At 52.6% G+C, this 19,484-nt stretch carries 13 protein-coding genes; 2 read left to right on the top strand and 11 right to left on the bottom strand.

Annotated elements, in window-relative coordinates; genetic code table 11:
- Positions 1–115: 115 nt before the first annotated feature.
- The 6 genes from PT964_RS02160 to garR all read right to left on the bottom strand — a co-directional run bounded on the left by PT964_RS02160 (position 116) and on the right by garR (position 11,070).
- On the bottom strand, positions 116–6,277 hold the full coding sequence (locus tag PT964_RS02160) for a vWA domain-containing protein (protein WP_274361676.1): 6,162 nt from the start codon (positions 6,275–6,277) through the stop codon (positions 116–118).
- 8 nt (positions 6,278–6,285) lie between these two features.
- Complete coding sequence (locus PT964_RS02155; RefSeq protein WP_274361675.1) at positions 6,286–6,645, bottom strand: zinc ribbon domain-containing protein; 360 nt, start codon at positions 6,643–6,645, stop codon at positions 6,286–6,288.
- Between the two features lie 207 nt (positions 6,646–6,852).
- Positions 6,853–7,101, bottom strand: coding sequence for a cold-shock protein (locus tag PT964_RS02150; RefSeq protein ID WP_274361674.1), 249 nt, complete (start codon positions 7,099–7,101; stop codon positions 6,853–6,855).
- Positions 7,102–7,332: 231 nt separating this feature from the next.
- Positions 7,333–8,769, bottom strand: coding sequence for a four-carbon acid sugar kinase family protein (locus PT964_RS02145; protein WP_274361673.1), 1,437 nt, complete (start codon positions 8,767–8,769; stop codon positions 7,333–7,335).
- Between the two features lie 23 nt (positions 8,770–8,792).
- Entirely contained in the window at positions 8,793–10,139 is a 1,347-nt protein-coding gene (locus PT964_RS02140) for a GntP family permease (protein ID WP_274361672.1), read from the bottom strand.
- A 40-nt stretch (positions 10,140–10,179) separates the two neighbouring features.
- A complete protein-coding gene (garR, locus tag PT964_RS02135; protein ID WP_274361671.1) occupies positions 10,180–11,070 on the bottom strand; it encodes a 2-hydroxy-3-oxopropionate reductase in 891 nt (296 codons plus the stop codon).
- Between the two features lie 210 nt (positions 11,071–11,280).
- Here garR and PT964_RS02130 point away from each other — a divergent pair, with 210 nt between their 5' ends.
- Positions 11,281–11,898, top strand: coding sequence for a GntR family transcriptional regulator (locus PT964_RS02130; protein WP_274361670.1), 618 nt, complete (start codon positions 11,281–11,283; stop codon positions 11,896–11,898).
- 57 nt (positions 11,899–11,955) lie between these two features.
- Here PT964_RS02130 and PT964_RS02125 read toward each other — a convergent pair whose 3' ends face one another.
- The 5 genes from PT964_RS02125 to PT964_RS02105 form a co-directional block, all read right to left on the bottom strand.
- Complete coding sequence (locus PT964_RS02125; RefSeq protein ID WP_274361669.1) at positions 11,956–13,017, bottom strand: ABC transporter permease; 1,062 nt, start codon at positions 13,015–13,017, stop codon at positions 11,956–11,958.
- A 19-nt stretch (positions 13,018–13,036) separates the two neighbouring features.
- A complete protein-coding gene (locus PT964_RS02120) occupies positions 13,037–14,524 on the bottom strand; it encodes a sugar ABC transporter ATP-binding protein (protein WP_274361668.1) in 1,488 nt (495 codons plus the stop codon).
- Positions 14,525–14,620: 96 nt separating this feature from the next.
- Positions 14,621–15,616, bottom strand: a complete 996-nt coding sequence (locus tag PT964_RS02115) for an ABC transporter substrate-binding protein (protein ID WP_274361667.1) — start codon at positions 15,614–15,616, stop codon at positions 14,621–14,623.
- Between the two features lie 252 nt (positions 15,617–15,868).
- Positions 15,869–16,510 (bottom strand): response regulator transcription factor, encoded by a 642-nt coding sequence (locus tag PT964_RS02110; RefSeq protein WP_274361666.1) that lies wholly within the window; start codon positions 16,508–16,510, stop codon positions 15,869–15,871.
- A gap of 32 nt (positions 16,511–16,542) precedes the next feature.
- Positions 16,543–18,669 (bottom strand): GAF domain-containing sensor histidine kinase, encoded by a 2,127-nt coding sequence (locus tag PT964_RS02105; RefSeq protein WP_274361665.1) that lies wholly within the window; start codon positions 18,667–18,669, stop codon positions 16,543–16,545.
- 212 nt (positions 18,670–18,881) lie between these two features.
- On the opposite strand from PT964_RS02105, the gene PT964_RS02100 reads away from it, so the two are divergent.
- Positions 18,882–19,454 (top strand): hypothetical protein, encoded by a 573-nt coding sequence (locus tag PT964_RS02100; protein ID WP_274361664.1) that lies wholly within the window; start codon positions 18,882–18,884, stop codon positions 19,452–19,454.
- The last annotated feature ends 30 nt before the right edge of the window (positions 19,455–19,484 follow it).

Here is a 19,484-nt window from a genome sequence, read left to right as displayed (position 1 = left end):
TCATGTCTATTCGCTGTCTTTTCATAACCGAATGAACTATAGATGTTATTTCAACAAATTAATGCCCGAACAATGAAATACGGCACGAACCGGTGAGGCCCGTGCCGCAGTTTGTCTATTTCGCTTTGTCCTTCGAATCGGATTTTTTCGGCGGCTTCGCTTTCTCCGCTTGTTTGAAGTAATAAGCCGCACCGGCTTTAAAGCCGTCTTTGAACGTTATGAAATTGCCTCCGACCGTTTTGCCCGTCTTCACGTCTTCGAAAATTTGAGCCCAGTTGTCGAAGTTGGCTTCCTTCAGCTTTAGTTTAAAAGCGCCTAACTCGACCTCTCCTTTACCGTACAAATCTTTATCGTTCATCATCCCGTCCAATACCATGCCCAGTCCGTAGGTGAACTTTTTCGCCGCCTCTATGATCTTATCGTAATCGCTAAGCATCAGCGAGAAAGAACTTACGCTCCAGACCGACGTGCTGACTCCGATAAAGGAACCCGCCATAAACGTCTGGTAATCTTCGCCGATCGGCGTCAGAGGCTCGAGTGCCATGAGATACTCCGCAAAACCGCCTCGTTCGCCCGTGTCCATGACGGCTATCGTCTCATAAGTCGCAGGATCGATCTCCAGCCATGCCCACCGCTCTTCCCCGCCCATCGTTGTCGGTTTCGTCGGGATAATAATTGCTTTGGAAGACCCTCGCACCCGCTCCGTCACGAACGCCGGAATCCCTTGCTCCTCCATATATTTGAGGTCGTCCTTTCGGCTGCTCGGAAGGGTTAAGAACACGTTCGTATTGTCCGGGCTCTCCATCCACAAATCCACGATATCCGCCTTATCTCCCGGAAGAACGGCCCCTTCCAGCCGGGAGGCGAACAGCCCGCTCATAATCCGGAAGGCATGCGTTGCCTCCTCCGCCCCCCGGTGCAGTTCATTGGCGGTTTGAGCCAGATCGATGCTCGTACGCAGCGGGGAATAGGCGTCTTTCTTGCGCACCGTAACCGCAATAACCCGTTCTTTATCGGTTCGTCCGGCGGTCACGCCAAGCTCATCCGCAAGCTGACTCTCATACAACGATTGATTCGCAATGAACCGGTACAGGATGCTGCGCGTGTACCAGACAAGCGCGGAGTGATCGTTCGGCTTCGAGATCGAACGATACTCCCGGTCTGCGGCCTTCTGCAGCGCCTCGGTCGCTTCGGGAGTCAGATCCGGAAGATTGATCGCGAGCGTATGGAACACATCGGCGATCTCCTCCCCTTCGTTCAGCGCGGTTTCGTGAACGGCCTTGCTTCCGGGCAGCTGAACCTCCACTCGGATCCCGACAATCTTGTACTTGCCGGAATCCACGCTGCTATTGCCGGGGATTTGTATCGTTTGGTTTTCCAGGACGGCAGTATATAACCCGCCTGCTCCGGCAGCGCGGACGTCAACCGCAGCCGTACCCAACTGATCCAGTGTAAGCTTTGTATCCAATACGCGGATATTTTCCGGAGCGGGCTCGCCGCCGCCGCCGCCGCCGCCCAAAGCATCCGTAATATCGCTGGTTACTTCGGTCACATTGCGATTAACAAGCGGCACCGCCTTGAAATAAACGCTGATCCGGCTTTCGACCGGGGTCATCGCTCGGCCTTCCTGCCCTGCAGGGAAATAAACGAGTCCGCTAAGCTCCGACAAATCTTTCATGAACGGCACAACGAACAGCTTGGCGTTCCCTTCCTCGTCGGTGTATGCCCAAGCGGGCAGCTGCTTCACTTCGGCTTTATCCAATCCGACCATTTCCCGTAATGACTCTCTGCCTCGATCCGTGACGTTCACCATGCGCAGCGAAGGACTGTATCCGAGCTTCGCCAGGAGCCCTCCCGCCAAGTAAGCCAAATCCCCCTCCGTTCCCCAGCCCTGAGTCAGTACGGCTTCGGGCGAGTTTCGGTATCGCCAATAAGGATCCGACGAGGGCAGCCACCCTAATCCGTTCATCGTGGAATGGAATTGATCCGTCGTCTTGACCGAGTCCAGCTGCAGCAAGCCTTGGATCGTCGGCATAGGAGCCGGTGCATATTCCCCGTTCCCGGCATCGAGCTTCACCTTCTGTACGGCATCGGCAAGCGCACTTACCTCCGTAACGGCTTTGTGGCGGCTGATCGCTTTACTGAGCGCAACGGCCAGCTCGGTGTTGAAGTCGTCATCAACCTGCGGAGATACCTCGTTCACGAGCAGCCCCTTTTCCTTATAGGCTTCACTAGAGACAGGCAGCTTCAAGGTGCCGAATTGGGACGATTGCAGCGTCCAAGTCCGATCCGCCAGCTTAGTCGGGATAGCAAATACGAGCAATCCCCTCCGGGAAGTGCCGTCGAATACGGCCCAATCATTGTCGATCCCGAGCAGCAAATCTTCGGTCGCAGGATCGGGCCCCAGCTCCTTCGGGCCCTCCTCGGGAGATACGTCCCCGTCCGGAACCAGCGTAAAGGAGTGCGCAAACCCGGATACGCCCGTTCCGTCCTTCGTATCGGCGATTGTCACGTCCGCAATTACAAAGCTGCCGCTTCTGCTTTCGAGCGACTGCACCTTGGCCAGCGCATTCACGGTCAGCGTCATGCCGTCGCCTTCGTAGACGAAGCCGTCTCCGCCTCCTCCGGCACTTGCTTCTCCTTCTTTCACCGGAAGAACCATCCCCCCGCCGAAAAGATCGGCGTACAGCTCCATCGGCGAATCCTTGAGCACATTCGGTATCTGGAATGCGAATCTGACTTTATTGGAGGAGCCCGGCCCCATCGTAACCGGACGCAAAAACCCGTAAGGAAGCAGCGCAGTCGTTGTATTGACCGGCACCATAAAGGGACCGGCTCCCGTCTTTATCCGCAAATAAAACCGTTCCTGCGGATTAACCTCCAGATGAGCTTGAACCTTGGAATTCAATTCCGCCTCTACCACTTTAAAGACGCTCGTTTTTGGCTTGAATTCTACCTTCTCGATTTGCGCCAAATCGCTGCTCGCCTTCAGCGTCATACTGAACGTATCGGACAGCTTGCCGGTCGCCGTTGTCGGCAGAGAAGCCAGCGGAACGTCCTCCCGCTTCGGCGTCCCGACGAGCGGAAGCGTAATATGCCCGTTAACGGTATCGTAGAAGTTGACGGAAACTTGTTTCGTATCCTCATCCGGCACCAGGAAAACCAGAACGCCTCCTCTTGTCTCGTCAGGCTTCGTGAATATGCTGTTCTCTCCCGGCGGAGATAAAGGCGTCTCGGCCAGCCAGGTCGCCGTCGACGCAGGATACGAGCCTGCATTGTTCATGGTGACGAAGAAATGGGCCGCGAAATCCGGAATCAGGTACGACGCGCCGTCGGCGTGAATATTTTTGATTTCCATATCCACAGCCATATAGCTCTTGCCGTAAGGAGCTTCGATCCCCTTCAGCCGCTTCAAGAAAAAGATCTCGTTCGCCGACCATTCCATCGCCTTGTTCTTTCCTGTGGCGTGAACCGGAAGTCTGCTGTAAATTTGAACGTCCTGACTTGGAATGTCGCTGCCGTATAGAAGCGCTGCCGTCTCCGATTCATATTGGGCGATTTTCGTTCCTGTCTCGTAGCTTAAGGTTTGCAGCGCAACCTTGTCGCCCGAATTTTTCAGCGCGGGAAAATCGACCAGTTCGTTAATCGAGTATTCCCTAACGTCCTCTCCCCCGGCGTCATTCTTTATGGCGAGCGACAGCGCCACCCTCTCGGCGGGCTTCTGCCGAACCGTATCCAACACATCCCGGAACGCTTTCGCGAGCACCTCAGGATCCTCCGAAATGACATATTTGCCGCCGGACTGCTCGGCAGCCCACTGAAAAGCGGCTTCGCTGTCTTCGGTGCCGAGGCCTACCCATAAAACCAGAATGCCTTCGTCCCTAATGCCGTTTAATAATTCAGCGAAGTACTCCTTATTCTCTTCCCTCACATCCAGCGCGGCATCGGTCAGATAGACGATCACCCTCTTATCCGAAGGGATCTTCTCCATCGACTGAAACGTCAGTTCCGCAGACCTGAGAATATTCGTTCCGCCGGCAGCCTTCAAAGAGCCCAAAGCCTGAAGCAGCTCCGGCTTCCGATTCGTCATCACTTGATCGACATTGATCTTGTCGGAGAAGCTCGTCAGCTGGACTAAGCTGTTATCCGGGATCTGTTTAATGAATTCGTGAAATAACCGCTTCACTTTGTCCAATCGGAAATCGCCATGACCGGTGGACGGGTCTACATCCATCGAGCCGCTGACGTCCATCGTCAGAGAGATGACCGGAACGTCCGACGGCGCCTGCTCCTTCGGCCGTTCGTAAGTAACCTCGAAACGATTGCCGAGCCGGTTATTGATGGCGGAGAACACATGGTTCAGCGCCTGCTCATCGTCGGCCGAATAATACGTCCCTTCCGACATGCCGGCGAGGTCCGTCAAGGTCGTGCTGTCGTGGCCCGCACCGAAGCCGATCGTATATACCGGAATTCCCGAATCCTTAACGGCCTTCATCACTTGCTGCTTGCCGGCTTTGCTGCCCGGCCCCGTATCGTTCGCGTTGCTGTCCGCCCCATCGCTGAACACCACTAAGGTAGGCCGCTGCGCATCTTTAAGAAGCTCAAGTCCTTGAACGATGGAATCGTAAAGAGCGGTTGCCCCGTTCGCCTTGATCCCGCCCATGTTTTTCAGAACATCCGATTTGCTCGTTCCTTCGATTAATTTCGGCTCCGTATCGAAATCGATGAGCCGGATGCTGGTGTGATCCGGCAGCCCTTGAATAAAGGCGCGTGCCGACGCGAGCGCGCTCCCCATGGATTTGCCCATGGAGCCTGAGGAGTCGAGCGCCAACACGACGCTTGGCGGCGTCTGCAGCCGTTCGATCTTCAATATTTTTGCAGGCTGTCCCCCTTCCGTAATCTCCGTATTGGATATGGTTGGGGTAAACTTCGGATTCCGCGAATCGAGCAGCATGAAGGAAAGCTTCGCCTGCTCCCCTTGCTCGGCGGCATTCAGCAGCTCCAACTGTGTTTCCGAGCCGCCGGAATCCCCAACCGCTCTCTTGATATAGGAGCTGTTCACGAGGGGCTTGATCTCGAGCTCCGTCATTTCCCCGGCGCTGACGGGAACTAACCTCGTTGTAAGATCGCTCGCTTCCGACTTGCCGTCCTCGGGCATAAATTTGACGTTCCAGTATCCGGAGGGCAGCCAGAACAACGTATCGCCCTCAGGCGTCATGTCTGCTTTCAAATTCAACTCCGGATGGTCCAATCTTACGTTTGGATCCATCTCGACCTTAATGCGCCCCAGTGTGCCGCCTTTTACTTTCAGGGCCCCTAGACGCTCTCCGTCCCGGACCGGAGCGATGGGATCCCCCTCGTCGAGCGAGAACGTGATCTCCTTCGGGTCGCTCCGGGTATTCCAAGTAATCCGCCACAGGATCGGCACGGTTGTATCCATCGGAATGTCGTTCAGCGCATAGTTTTTCGATTTGTACGCATACATCGTTCGGGTGTAGTTGATATACCGTTTGTAATGACCTTGAGTAAAGGCGTTCTGCCCGACCAGCTGCACTTCGCCTTCGGCCAGTGTCGCTTGAATGCTCTGATACTTGTGGCCCTCGTTGTTTGTCATGAAATATATCGATCGTTCTTTGAAGTCGCTCGTCTTGAACGTTACCGTTTTTCCGTGCTGCAGCCTGAATTCCTTGTAGACCGTCAAAATGTAGCCTTTGCCGTTCCTAGCGGTATAGCCCCACCAATCATTGCCTTCTTGGTCCTTGACGTGAACGACCCTCTCGTCTTGGCCGGCCAGGTACGTTTCGCCGCCGAGCTCGGACATATATAACGCAAGGTCGTCGTACGGATGAACCGTCTCTTCTTGCCAATCGACGTGCAGCTGCCATGCTTCGCCGCCGGTCGTTCGGGCCGTCTCGATGTTGTCTTTATTGACGTAAGTAAAATTTGTAGACACATTGAATTGGTAATCGACGGATTTATAAGTGGTTTGGGAACCGAACGGATTAATATACGGAATCGCGATGCTCCATTCGCCGATCGGGTAGGCTTTTCTTTGCGGTTTGGGCAGTTCGTCCGTTTGAGCGGTGTTGCCGGAGAGCCTGCCGGCGGAATCTTGGCCGATGTTTTCCCGGTTCGTTGCAAGAGCTGGCTGCTGCCGATTGTGATTGAACAATGCGATAGTTCCGCCCGCCATAACGCCGACAAACAGAACGATTAGTGCGATTTTTGCGTAAGGCTTTGCCGGCAGCCTTCGGATCATTGGCATCAACTTTTTCATTCTCGTTATCAGTCCTCGTCCGCGAACGTTGCTCCGCAGGACGGACAGAACATCGCGCTTGCCGGTGCCGATTTGCCGCAGACGCAGTCTTTTTCGTTGGAGAGGAGCTTGATTTGCTTTTTGTTTTCTGCGATTTCCCGCTCAAGATTCAGGATCGCATCGATATATGGCTGAACGTCCTTGCTCGCGATTTCCGAGGTTCGGTTTACCGAGGTAAAAAATACAACGCGGCCGATTTCCTGGTAATATCGCTCAATCTCGGCCTTTTTACCGCTGTTTTGCATTCTTAGCTTGTTTACTTCCACCATCACTTTCGCCTTATTGCTCGCCTCGGAAAACCCGGATTTCATTTTGTCCATAAAGCTCATTACAATTCCCCCAATACATACAGTAATGATAAAAATGGAGGGCGAGCATAATGTTTCCGAAGAAAGTCCCTCGCATCTGTCACCAATATATCGATAGGGATTTGTACGTGTAAACCGTTTCGCCGCATATTGAGAGTAAAATGAGAGTAAATCCGTACAATACAAAACCCAGCCGTCATACCGGCCGGGTTTATATGGCAGAGGTGTCTATTCTGTAGAAACGCCTTGTTTTTCGTTGTTTTTTTGTACCGCTTTTGAGTCGTAGCTCGAGTCCAACAGAACGGGAAGTTTTTTCATGCCGCTAATCATCGGAGATTTGCATTGCGGGCAAGTAGGAACCTCTTCAAATGAATATTTGTTCCTCATCCAACCGTTGCAGCCTTCTTTCGTACATGACCAGATGGCGGTCATTTCCGTCGGAAAATCTTCTAACGATCTTTTTCGTGAATAATACATGAACAGGTCCTCCCCTTCAATTGTGTTTCATAAAACCAAAGCAGCCAGAAAAAAAGTCGCCTATTGAAAAGGCAACAGCATCGCAACCCTTTCCAATATGCGACTTGACGTCTCATATACGATTCATTAACCATAACACAGCTTTGAGGTAATAGCAATGATGACAAAGACGCTAAAAATGAAGATAGGCGCATACGACCGAAACAACAGTCGCATACGCCCCAATGACGATTATTTGTTTTCCAGCAGCTCAACGGTTTCCCTCAGCGTCGTCTTCGCGCCGACATTCCCGGGGAAAATAACGTAAGCGATGCCCGGAAACTTGCTTTCCTCGCCTGTGATCCATACCGGGATGCCCGGCTTGATTTGGCCGGCTACGGTCGCTCTCTTCACTTGAAGGCCTTTCGTTCCGATATCGCTCGACGTAATGCCGCCTTTCGCCACAATATAGCTAGGGCGAACCCGCAGCCGCTGTACGATGCTCGTCACCGCATCCGAAATTTTCACGGAAAGCTTCAGCTCTTCCTCTTGTTTGCCTTCTCCGAGGTCGAGTCTTTCCCGTCTCGTATAGACCGTTACGGTTTTCCCGGAGGCGATGAACTTCTCTACCTCGGAAATGACCCGATCGACCTCAACCTGAAACTTGTCCCGCTCTGCGACCAGGTGGCTGTCGAGCCGGATAAACTCGATAAATGAGCATTGTTTCAGTTGTTCCAGCTGCTCCGTCGTTTTCTTGACGTGAGAGCCGACAACAATCAAGCCCCCGTGATTGCCGTCTTCCCGAATCAGTTCCTCTCTCGTAAGCAGCGGCTTGTCGCCGATGCCGCCGACGACCTTCGTGAACGCCGCAGCGCTGCGGAACGCGAAAGCTTTGCCGGCCTTCATCGCCCGAATGAGCGCGATCGTAAAAATTTCCACGTCCGCATAATCGACGGCGTTGACGATCACTTTGTTGAAGCCGCTCACTTGAAGCAGCTGATCGGTTATCCGGTCGACGTGAAATGCCCGAATATCTTCAAGCGAAATATAGGTTGCATTCTCCGCCTTGTACCGGCCGCCCGATTTTTCCTCCACCCACTCACCCAGATGAGATTTCGAATATCCGAAGGTCCGATCCTTTGCAAATTCCGTTTCCCCTGCAGGAACCAGCTCGTCCCCATACTGAACGTAGTGGATGTTGTCGACGGTAAAGCGTCCGCCTTCTTTGAAGAACGGGATGATCACCTCGCCGTCGAACTTCAAATCCGACCGCGCTTCGATCGTCTCCTTCAACGTCTCCGTCTCCAGGGGATAATGGCCCCGAAGCGTGGAGTCGCCCCGGCTGACGATCACGAACGGCTGGTTCAGCTTCTTCGATACGGCCGCCACGTTCTCCGCGATTTCCCGATGCGCCGCTTCACTTTCGCTCGCAATCATCCCCCGGGAATTCGTCAGTATAAAGAACATCGGCTGCTTCTCGCGAAACCCTTGTTCAATGCTGTTCATCGACCAATCGGTGTACACCGAGACGCCGTGCACCGTCTGAACGCCCGTCGGATCGTCATCCAGAACGACAATTTTTCTGTTAAACTCCTGCAGCTCTTTCTCTAATGTTTCATGTACGAGGCTGCTGTCGACATCAGTAAGGTTATCAAATATTTCTCTTGCCGCTCTCTTTCCGATTTGCACTGCTACCGCCTTCCTTTACACGTTTAGATTCCCGGCAAAATTCCGCTGAACAAGCTTAAGACAAATACCGTTGCGAGCGCTGTCAATCCGGCGATGAAGCCGCCTAAGGTCCAAGCCTTCAAGGTTTGTGTGACTGTAAGCTTGCCGAATCTGCTGACTACCCAGAAGCCCGAGTCGTTCGGAAGCGACAATCCGATGCCGCCGGCGCAGATCGCAAGACCGAGCAAAATCGGGGATACGCCCAACTCGCCGATCATCGGCCCCAGAATGCTCGAGGTGGTTACAAGCGCCACCGTCGCAGAGCCGAGAGACGCTCTCAAAATCTGCGAGAAAATGAACGCCAACAACAGAATCGGAATGCTTAGGTTCTGCATCGTGCCGATCAAATAATCCCCGATGCCGCTCTTGTTGATGACCGCGCCGAAGGCTCCGCCCGCGCCGGTAATCAAAATAATGATGCCTGCCGAATTGATCGCTTCCGCGTACAGGTTGGAATATTTCTCCGAAATATATGGCCGAAGCGCAATAATAGCGACGATGGTGCTGATCAATAATGCAATATTTTTATCGCCGATAAATCCGAATACGGACGAAATCGCCGTATCGGGAAACGCCAGTTTTGTAATCGTGTTTAACAAGATGAGCACGATCGGCAGGCAAAGCATCGCGAACGACAGTCCGGTGCCAATTTCTTTGCGCGGCTTCGCTTGTTCTGCGGATGCCTCTTCCACATGAATTTCGCCCGAATGCTTTAACCGCTTGCCGATGTACGTACCGTACAAATAGCCGCCTACTAAGGTGGCCGGGATGGAGCAAAGAATGCCGTACAAAATAAACAAGCCTAAATCGGACCCGGTGTTTTCGGCGACAACGAGCGGACCCGGCGTCGGCGCAACCATGTTGTGCGAAACGATCAAGCCTACTCCGAGTGCCGTAACGAAGGTCATTACAGCGATTCCCGTCTTGGTAGCCAAACTCTTGACCAGACCGCTCAAAATCACGAACGCCGCATCGAAAAATACCGGAATCGAGACGATCGTACCCGTCAATCCGAGCCCTGCAGGGGAGCCTTTGCGGCCGAACGCCTTCAGCACCGCTTGCGCGATTTTCTCCACCGCGCCAGACGCAGCGAGGAATTGGCCGAAGATGACGCCCAGACCGATGAGAATGCCGACCCCTGCCAACGTATTGCCGAAGCCGGTTGTCACGACTCCGGGGACGTCCTTAAGCGGCATGCCGATGACCAAAGCCGTGGCGAAAGCCACGAAGATCAAAGATAAGAAAGGCTCAAGCTTGATTTTCAGAATGAGGAAAAACAACGCCGCTAAAGCCAATAGAAAAATAACGATCAACATCGGACCTGTAACCATAGCTGCTGTATGCTCCTTTTATCGTTTATTTAATATGCGCTTACTTGCGCTTCTCAACCGTGATGCCCGCCAAGCTTTCATAGTATTGAACGATTCCGCTGTGATCCAGGGCTTGCTTGCCTTCCTCTTTCAAGGTGCGGAAGACGTTCATGACGTGGCTTGTTAACGGCAGCGGCACGTTCTCCTTCTCCGCCGTTTCCATCACGTTAGTCAAATCCTTCAAATTAATGTCGATCCGGCCGCCCGGCTGAAAATTCCGCTCCAAAACCATAGGCGCTTTCGCATCCAGAACGGTGCTCCCGGCCAATCCTCCGCGAATCGCTTGATACATCTTTTCAACATCGATCCCTGCTTTCGCGGCTAGGACGAACGCTTCGGACATTGCCGCGATATTGACGTTAACGATGATCTGGTTCGCAAGCTTCGCAATGGAACCGCACCCGCTGCCGCCGACGAGCGTAATATCCTGGCCCATCGCGGCCAAAACCGGTTCCGCTTTCTTAAAGACCTCCTCTTCCCCGCCTACCATAATCGCCAGCGTTCCGTCGACCGCTTTCGGTTCTCCCCCGCTGACCGGCGCATCCAGCAGATGCAAACCGCGCTCTTTCAATGCGGCGGCGATTTCTCTCGAGACGATCGGCGATACCGAGCTCATATCTACGACAATCGTACCCGGCTTGGCACCGTAGACGATGCCGTTCTCTCCGAGAATCACATTTCTTACAATGTCGTTGTTAGGCAGCATCGTGATGATGATATCGCTTTCGCGGGCTGCCTCCATCGGAGACGCGGCGCCCTTGGCGCCTTCCTGAACGAGCTCGCGGACCGCCGCTTCATTCACGTCGGCGACCGTCAATGCGAAGCCTCTTTTTAATAAATTACGGGACATCGGTTTTCCCATGATGCCGATTCCGATAAACCCTACGTTCATTGCATTTCCTCCTTATGAAGCGCTTTCATGATGTTTTCCAACGTTATTGTACACAATGATACACATTTTGTATACAAAAATTTTAAAATTGAATACAAATATGAAAGTTTTAAAACTTTCCTTTGTCCTTTCGCCGCTTTATACTTTAGTATGAGTAAAGAAATAACGAATTACTCTTTTGAGAAATGTGAATAAAGAAAGGAAATCCGCATGAGCAAGCAACCGTTTCAACGGGCCTATTTGACCTCTTATGAGTTTATTAGGGATAAAATATTGAACGGAGAGTATCCCCGGGGGACGAAGCTGGTGGAGGAACGGTTGGCGGAAGAGTTGGGCGTCAGCCGGACGCCGATTCGCGAATCGATTCGGAAGCTGGAGCAGGAAGGGCTAATCAAGCAAAAAAGAGTCGTCAATCCGACGGCCAGCGATCTGAGCAACATTTTTCAGGTTCGCATCTTATTGGAAGGCTTCTCGGCTCGCTGCGCGGCATCTTTCATGGATGGGGCCACGTTGGAAAAGCTCCAGGAGTGCATTACCCTAGCCCGCCGGGGTCCTGATGATGAAACGATGAAGGCGAACGAACAGTTCCACAATCTGATCGTGCAATCCAGCAAAAATCCGCAAATGATCGATATTATCGACCGGATGCAATCTATCATTTATTTGTTCCGGAAAACCGTCGTTATTTATCGGCGCCCGTTTCTGCTCGATGAGCACCAAGAAATATACGAAGCCATCCGCGCGCATGACGGCGATCAGGCGGAACGCCTGATGAAGGAACATTTGCAGGCCGATTTGGAATTTTGCTTGCATCTGCTTAAACAATAATAGCTGCAACAAAAAACCCGCTCTCCTCACGAAGCGGGTTTTTGATATGCAGACGAATTATGCCGCCTTTTCCTTTCTTTGCAAAAGCACCGCGCCGATCACGATAACGCCCTTGAATGCTTCCCTTAAGAACGGCGGCACTCCGAAAAGATTCAATAAATTGTTCATCACGGCGATAATCAGCATACCGTAAACGGTTCCCAGGATGAACCCTCTTCCGCCGCTCATGCTGGTTCCGCCTACCACGGCTGCGGCAATGGCGTCCATCTCGATGCCTCGTCCGGCATTGGAAAAATCCATCGAACCGATCCGGGAAACTTGAATGATCGCCGCGATCGAAACGAGCATTCCCATCAAGGAGTAGACGCGCAGCTTCACCTTCTCCACATTGACGCCGGAAAGCCTCGCGGCTCTTTCATTCGACCCTACAGCGATGATCTGCCTTCCGAAGGCGGTCCGCTTGGACACATAGTAAAGAATGTATGCAATGACCGCCCAATACAGGATCGGCATGATCATATAATTTCCGATTCGGAAGCTTGCAATCTGTAAAAAATCCATCGGCACGGTCGGATTGTATCCTTGCATAAAGTGCTGCGTTACGCTTCTGAAAATCATCATCGCACCCAATGTCGCAATGAAAGGCGGGACTTTGCCCTTTGTAACGGTGACGCCGATTAGCGATCCTAACAAATAACCGGCCAGCAGCACTAAAAGAACGGCAACGACAAAGGCCGGAAACCCGGTCATCCCCATCATGCCTAACAACCCTTTGGAGCCCGTATCGAGCAGCATCATGGCAAAAGCGCCCGCGACCACCAAAGTGGAGCCGACGGCTAAATCGATGCCCCCTGTCATGATTACAAAGGTCATACCTAAGGCGACAATGCCGGTCCCCGCATTGTTCCGCAAAATGTTGATCCAGTTGTTCGTCCAGGCTTGCAGCCAAGCGCCGAAAGAATCGTAATCAAAGCCCAATACCAATGTTTGCAATAGGATCATAATGATTAAGGCGATGGCGATGCTAAACAGCGGTTCGTTCGACCATTTATACTGAAACCATTCCAATACATTTCGATTGTTTTTTACGTCGGCAAATTCCGTAGCCGGTTTCGTCATTGGATTCCCTCTCTCTCGCTTAAGTCAGCTGCCCGCCCGTGGCTAGACTCATGATGCGGTGCTCATTCATCGTCTCTCCGGAAACTTCCCCTTGAATAGCCCCATGATACATCACATAAGCCCGGTCGCATACGCGTATGATTTCCTGCGCTTCGCTGGAAAGCACGATGACTGCAATGTTTTCATCCGCAAGCTTCAAGATGATATCGTAAATATCTTCCTTAGCGCCTACATCCACGCCTTGGGTCGGATTGTCCAAGATCAGCATTTTCGGATTTGCCGCGAGCCACTTGCCTAAGACAACCTTTTGCTGATTACCGCCCGAAAGACTCGTAATGCTGTCCGTCAGCTTCCCCATCTTAATATTTAATTTTCGGCGCTGCTCTTCAAAAATTTCCTCGTGCTTTTTTGTGTTGATAATCCCTTTTCTAGAAAATTTGGGCCACGTAACGATCGATGCATTTTCTATAATGTTCATGTCCTTAATGATTGCATTTTCTTTCCGGTTGCGCGGAAGGTACGCGATGCCTTCGCGAATGGCTTGGGTCGTGCTGTTGATTTTCACTTCTTTGCCATTCAAATACATTTTCCCAGACGTAACGGTTTCCGCTCCGAATATCGCTTGAAACAGCTCGCTTCGACCGTCGCCCAAAAGTCCGGTAAAACCGACGATTTCGCCGGCCTTGACGGAAAAGCCGATATCTCTGAAAGAATGGCCGGATGTAAGCCCTTCTGTGCGCAGCATCTCGGTTCCCGGTTTTTTCGGCCTCCGCAGCGGTTCCGTTCTCACATCATGACCTACCATAAAGCGGGCGAGGTCGTTCGTCGTTACGTCGCCGACGTTGCCGTCGGCCACCAGGTGTCCGTCCCGCAGCACAAGGTAACGATCGCAAACCTGCATGACCTCATTCAATTTGTGGGAAATAAAAATAATGCCGACGTGCTGCTCTTTCAACGTTCGCATCATCGCAAATACGCGTTCGATTTCCGGATCCGTCAACGAGGTGGTCGGCTCATCCATAATGAGGACCGATGCGTTCGTCATCATCGCCCGGCAAATTTCCACGATTTGTTTATAGGAAGCATCAAGGTCGCGAACCATCGTATTGGGGTCCAGCCGTACGTTCATTCGCCGAAACATCTCTTCCGTTTCCCGATGCATTCTTTTCAGGTCCAGGCTTCCGCTTTTCGTTTTCAATTCTCTGCCCAGAAACATATTTTCATAAATCGGCAAATCGTTGATTACATTCAATTCCTGATGGATGAATGCGATGCCGGTTGCCTGCGATTGCGCGGGAGTGCTAAACTCTACGAGCTTCCCGTCTACGGCGATCGTTCCGGAATCCATCCGGTGCACTCCGCCCAGTATGTTCATTAACGTTGATTTGCCTGCGCCGTTTTCGCCGAGCAGCGCGTAGATTTCGCCGCCTTTCAGCGTCAGCGATACGCCTTTAAGCACTTCGTTGCTTCCAAAAGACTTTCGTATATCCTTCATCTCTATGATCATATCATCACTTCCGCGCCTTTGATTAAAAGAGAGGCTATAGACATGCTATAACCTCTCTTTCTCTTATGCTATTCGGTTATATAAGGGTGCTGCAGCTTAATATGGCGAACCTTCGTCAAGAAAGTCCTTGTAATTGTCTCGGTCTACAATCGTTGTCGGAATAATTTTTTCCGTTTCAACGCTCTCGCCTTTCAAAATTTGAACCGCCATATCTACGGCGTCTTTAACCATGGCCGGGCTGTAAAGCGCGGACTGGATCCAAATATCTTCGTTTTCCGGCATCAGTTTGAAATATTCCTGCATGCCGCCGCCGCCGGTGACCACCTTAATGTCCGTTCTGCCCGCTTCGCGGATCGCTTGCAGCACGCCGATGGACGTTTCGTCGTCCATAGAGTATACGGCGTCGATTTTGGCATTTTTCGTAAGAATATCGGCGAAATCCTTCAAGCCGTCTTCCCGCGTGAATTTGGTAGCGTATGTCAGAAGATTCATATTCGGCGCGATTTTTTCGATCGTCTCCACAAAGCCCTTCTTTCGCAATTCAGAGACGGAACCCGCCGAAGGAACTTCCAGAATCGCAACCGTTCCTTCCTTGCCAATCTTGTCTACGATGTAATTGGCGCCTTGAACGCCCATATCCTCGTTATCTCCGGCAACGCGATAAACGCCTTCCGCGTTGATGACGATATCGAAGTTTACGACCTTGATTCCGGCATCGAGCACTCTCTTGATCGGCACCTCCATACCTTCCCACTGCGGGAATGCGACGATCGCCTGCGCGCCCCAAGTCATTAGATCATCCAGCTGCGAAGTCATTTCTTCGGCGTTGCTGCTCGTTTGAATTTGGTACTCGATTTCATTAGACAATTCTTTCGCGCGGTTTTCCGCATGATAGGCCACCGCGGCGACCCAACCGTGGGTAACGGCAGGCGCTAGAATACCGACCTTGTACTTGCCTTTCGCCGGCTCGCCGGCCGTTTCGCCGCCTGCTTCGTTTCCCGAATTGTTGCTGGTCGTCGCTGCGCCGCATGCACTCAGAAGCGGTACAATAATCAACAAGAGCAGCACAAATAAGCTTAAAACCTTTCTCATCAAAACAACCCCCTGCAATAATTTGGTATTTATGGCTCTATAGTAATGAAGTAAAGCCGCTTTAACAATGATTTATTTCACAGTTATTTCAAGTGCCGGGAACATCGCGGTTTATGTAAGCCGTTACAAAATATGCAAGCTACAAGTATATTATTAGAGAGCTTGGCGTTCTGTCAACCAATTCCAATTTACGCGCCATAAGAGCGCAACCAACCGCAAACAACAGGCTCAGAAATAACGCTCGTGCCGCGGTCAATTTTCCCGTGACTCCTTTAACAGACGCCTGGCTTCATTCCGATCCGCAACTTGCAGCTTATTCAAGATGTTGGATATATGGTTGGCTACGGTTTTGGCGCTGATAAAGAGACGGGATGCGATTTGGGCGTTCGTCTCGCCTTCGGCGATGCGTTCCAGGATTTCCATCTCCCGCTTGGACAGCTCGGCCAAAGCCGGATTGTCCGTCTTGCCGTAAGACTTGGGAGCCGCGAAATAGTGCATCATCCGCGCTGCGATATCCGAGCTGAACACCGCGCCGCCGCTTCCTACCATCCGAATGGACTGAAGCAGCTCGGTCTCGTCGGCATCCTTCAGCACGTAGCCTTTGGCCCCGGCCCGCATGGCCGTAAATACGGATTGATCGTCCTGGAACATCGTCAGAATCAGCACTTCGATTCGCGGGAACCGTTCTTTAATGAGCCGGGTCGCCTCGATCCCGTTTAATCCGGGCATGCGGATATCCATCAACATTACATCCGGATGCAGAGCACCCGCCAGCTCCAAGGCTTCATCTCCGGAAGAGGCTTCTCCCACGACTTCCAAATCGTCCGTAGTTTTCAACAAATTTCGAACACCGCTCCGAAACAACGGGTGATCGTCGGCGACGACAATCTTCATACGCAACCCCCCTCCTTTGCAAAAATGCGTTCCTAAAAAGGTAAAACAGCGAAAACTCGAGTTCCGCCATTCTCCCATCTCTCGATCGTGCATTGCCCGCCAAGCTCAGCGGCCCGTTCCCGGATCGATTGCTGGCCGATGCCCCCTTTACCGGCGGCGGAGGCTGCCGAGGCGACCTCGCCGCCAACCCCATCGTCAGTAATTTCCACAGTCAGCTGATGCTCGCGCAGAATTTCCAACCGTACCGTGCATGTCGTTGCCCGCGCATGCTTGATTACATTTACGACCGACTCGATGGCGATCCGGTACGCCGCAACCTCCACGGCCGCAGGCAAGGCCGGCAGCGGCAACGGCGCGTGCAGCCCGATTCGCAGCGGCTCGGCTCCCTGCTCCTCGGCAAGAAGCTGAGCAGGCTTGGAAAGCTCATGGATCCGCTCTTGGATTGCACCGATCAGCCCCAGCTCATCCAGGGCAGGCGGCCGTAAATCATGGACCATCGTCCGAATTTCACTCACGGTAGACCGAATGACCTTCCGCAGGTCGGTCAGCATATCAATGGCGATTGACGGTTCTTTCTCTACGTATTTCTGCGCGGTCGCCGCATTTAGAGCAAGCGCCGCCAGCTTCGGCGCAAGGTCGTCGTGAAGATTTTTGCGGATTTGCCGGCGTTCCTCCTCCCGAGCAAGTACCAGCTGCTCGCGGGATATTTGCAAATCGTTCGCCAGCAGCTTCATGCCGAGCGTCATGTTCACGTTCTCGACGATCGGCCCGGCTTGCCGAAGCAGCACGTCGAGAAACTTGCCGTCTTCGGGAGAGAAGGTCTCCCCGGCCGATCGGGCGGCAATATAGAGCGTGCCGAGCTCATTCCCCCTATGAATAATGGGAAACGCATGCAGCTCATTCACCGGCTCCTCGGCTGATGCTACCATCTGCTGCTGACCGCCGACGCCGATGGAAATTCCCGTATAAGGCAAGCGCAGCGCTTCTTTCACCGTTCTGACGACGGCATCCAGCATCGCCTCCGGCGCAAGCGGCCGGATGAGCTGATTGCCAAGCTCAAGCAGCACGGCATAAGGATCGTCGTGCCGGCCTTTCATCATCCGGTTAATTTGCCGCTGGAGCCAATCTTTGAGCGGTGCGAACGCTATCGCAACCATGGCGGTTGCCAGGAGCGAGACGATAAAGCGATTACTCGTTTGAAACACTTGGCTCAAATAGAAAATGGCAAACGTATATAGCAGGACGACGCAAACTGACAATGCCGCATAGACAAGCGTCCTGTTAACCAACGGGTCGATATTCCACAGCCTCTTGCGCAAAATCGCCATCATCAGCGTTATCGGTATAGCCGTTAGGGATAGGTGAAGGATCGCATTTAAGTATACATAGGTTAGCGCGGAGCCGTCGTTCAAGCTGGGGTCGAACAGGATGCTCATGCACACAAAGCCGATAAAACCGATCGAAACTCCGTACACGACCCATTTGGTTTGCTGCCGCTGCACGGGCTGGGAAACCTTGCGGAACCGGTAAACCTGCGAATAAATGAGGATCGTCGTTGAGCCGACGTACCAAAGCAATATAATGAACTCCGGCACTTCAAAAGTAACCCACAGCCTGCCGCGATACATCAATTGAAGCACATCCACGGCGACAATGAGAAGGAACACATAGCGGGTCCATCTGGGAACGAAAGCTCCGTCGGGAAAAAGAAAGAAAAACAGCGACATCGAAATCCAGCCCAGCATCGAGACCAGCATGAACCAATTTTGCGCGAGAAGGCTGCCCTCCGAGGCCACGATGGTTAGCGACGGAAAGGAAGTGCCGAACGATACCATCGCCGCGGCGGCCAGCAAGCCCATCGGCTCCCGATACCCTTTCCACAGCATTACGGTCGACGTCGCATAAAACACAAAGGTAAAGACGCAATCGATCAGCACGAACAGAACGGCGTAGTTCTCTAAGGTTAGCCCATGATCGGGGATCGGCATCGCAGGAACGGAGTTTCCGCAGCCTTGGACGATGCACACGGCGACCAAGGCCTTATAATAGCTCGGAATGCTGCTAATATACGATCCCATCGTAATGACGCAGAAGGTCAAGGCGAGCAGCTGCAGCATTACCAGCTTCCAATGATTGTTCTTTGGGACTTCCGGCACCATACCCTGCACGCCTTCCTGAACGGTTGATATAGGTAATTATAGCTTCCGCCTTCAGGCTTGAATATGGCTCGTAAACATTTCCCGCCGCTCTTCCCGGTTTTTTCCCGAAACGGTTCCCGCTGCATCGGGATCGGCTTACTCTGGTTTACGGGAATTCCCGCCCCTTATGATATGTACGTAACAACGCGAAAACAATTGGGAGGCTGAGGAAAATGACTGAAAAGAACATTATCAAATGGCTGGGCATGATTTGCATCCTTGCGGGAATTGCGCGAATCGGCATGACTCCGACTTCGATCATTTGGGGAACGGACAGTCCTCAAGAGCTGACATTCGGATTAATCGCCTGCGTTCTGATGTCGGTCGGCACAATCGTCACGTACATGGTGCAGTCCCGCGAGACGGGGGTAACGGGGTTCATTACGACGCTGGCCATCATCATCGGGAACATTATGACGACAGCGATGGTTTGGACCCAATTTGCCGCAGGAGCCGGAGCGCCGATGCCGGAGGGCGTATTGGTGAACATCTCCAGACTGATCATGATGATTGGCATGATGGGGGGATCGCTCGTGTTCGCAATCCTTACTTTCCGCGCCAAGGTTTTCCCTCGCTGGGTTCCGGCACTTTTGCTGCTGATGATTGTAAACCTCTTTCTTCCGATCGAAGACAACAAATTTTTCGCGGCATTCTGGGGCTTGGCCTATGTAGGCATGGGGTACTGCGTCTGGGCCGGGAAGCTTAACGCATCCGGCGCAAGAAGAGACGAGTACTTGAGCGTGTAACACGAATACGCAATATGAAATCCACAACCT

It is taken from the genome of Paenibacillus thermotolerans (assembly GCF_028745515.1).
Lineage (GTDB): Bacteria > Bacillota > Bacilli > Paenibacillales > YIM-B00363 > Paenibacillus_AE > Paenibacillus_AE thermotolerans.
Note: the sequence above shows the minus strand (reverse complement) of the source record. Positions and strands in the feature narration are given on the sequence as shown.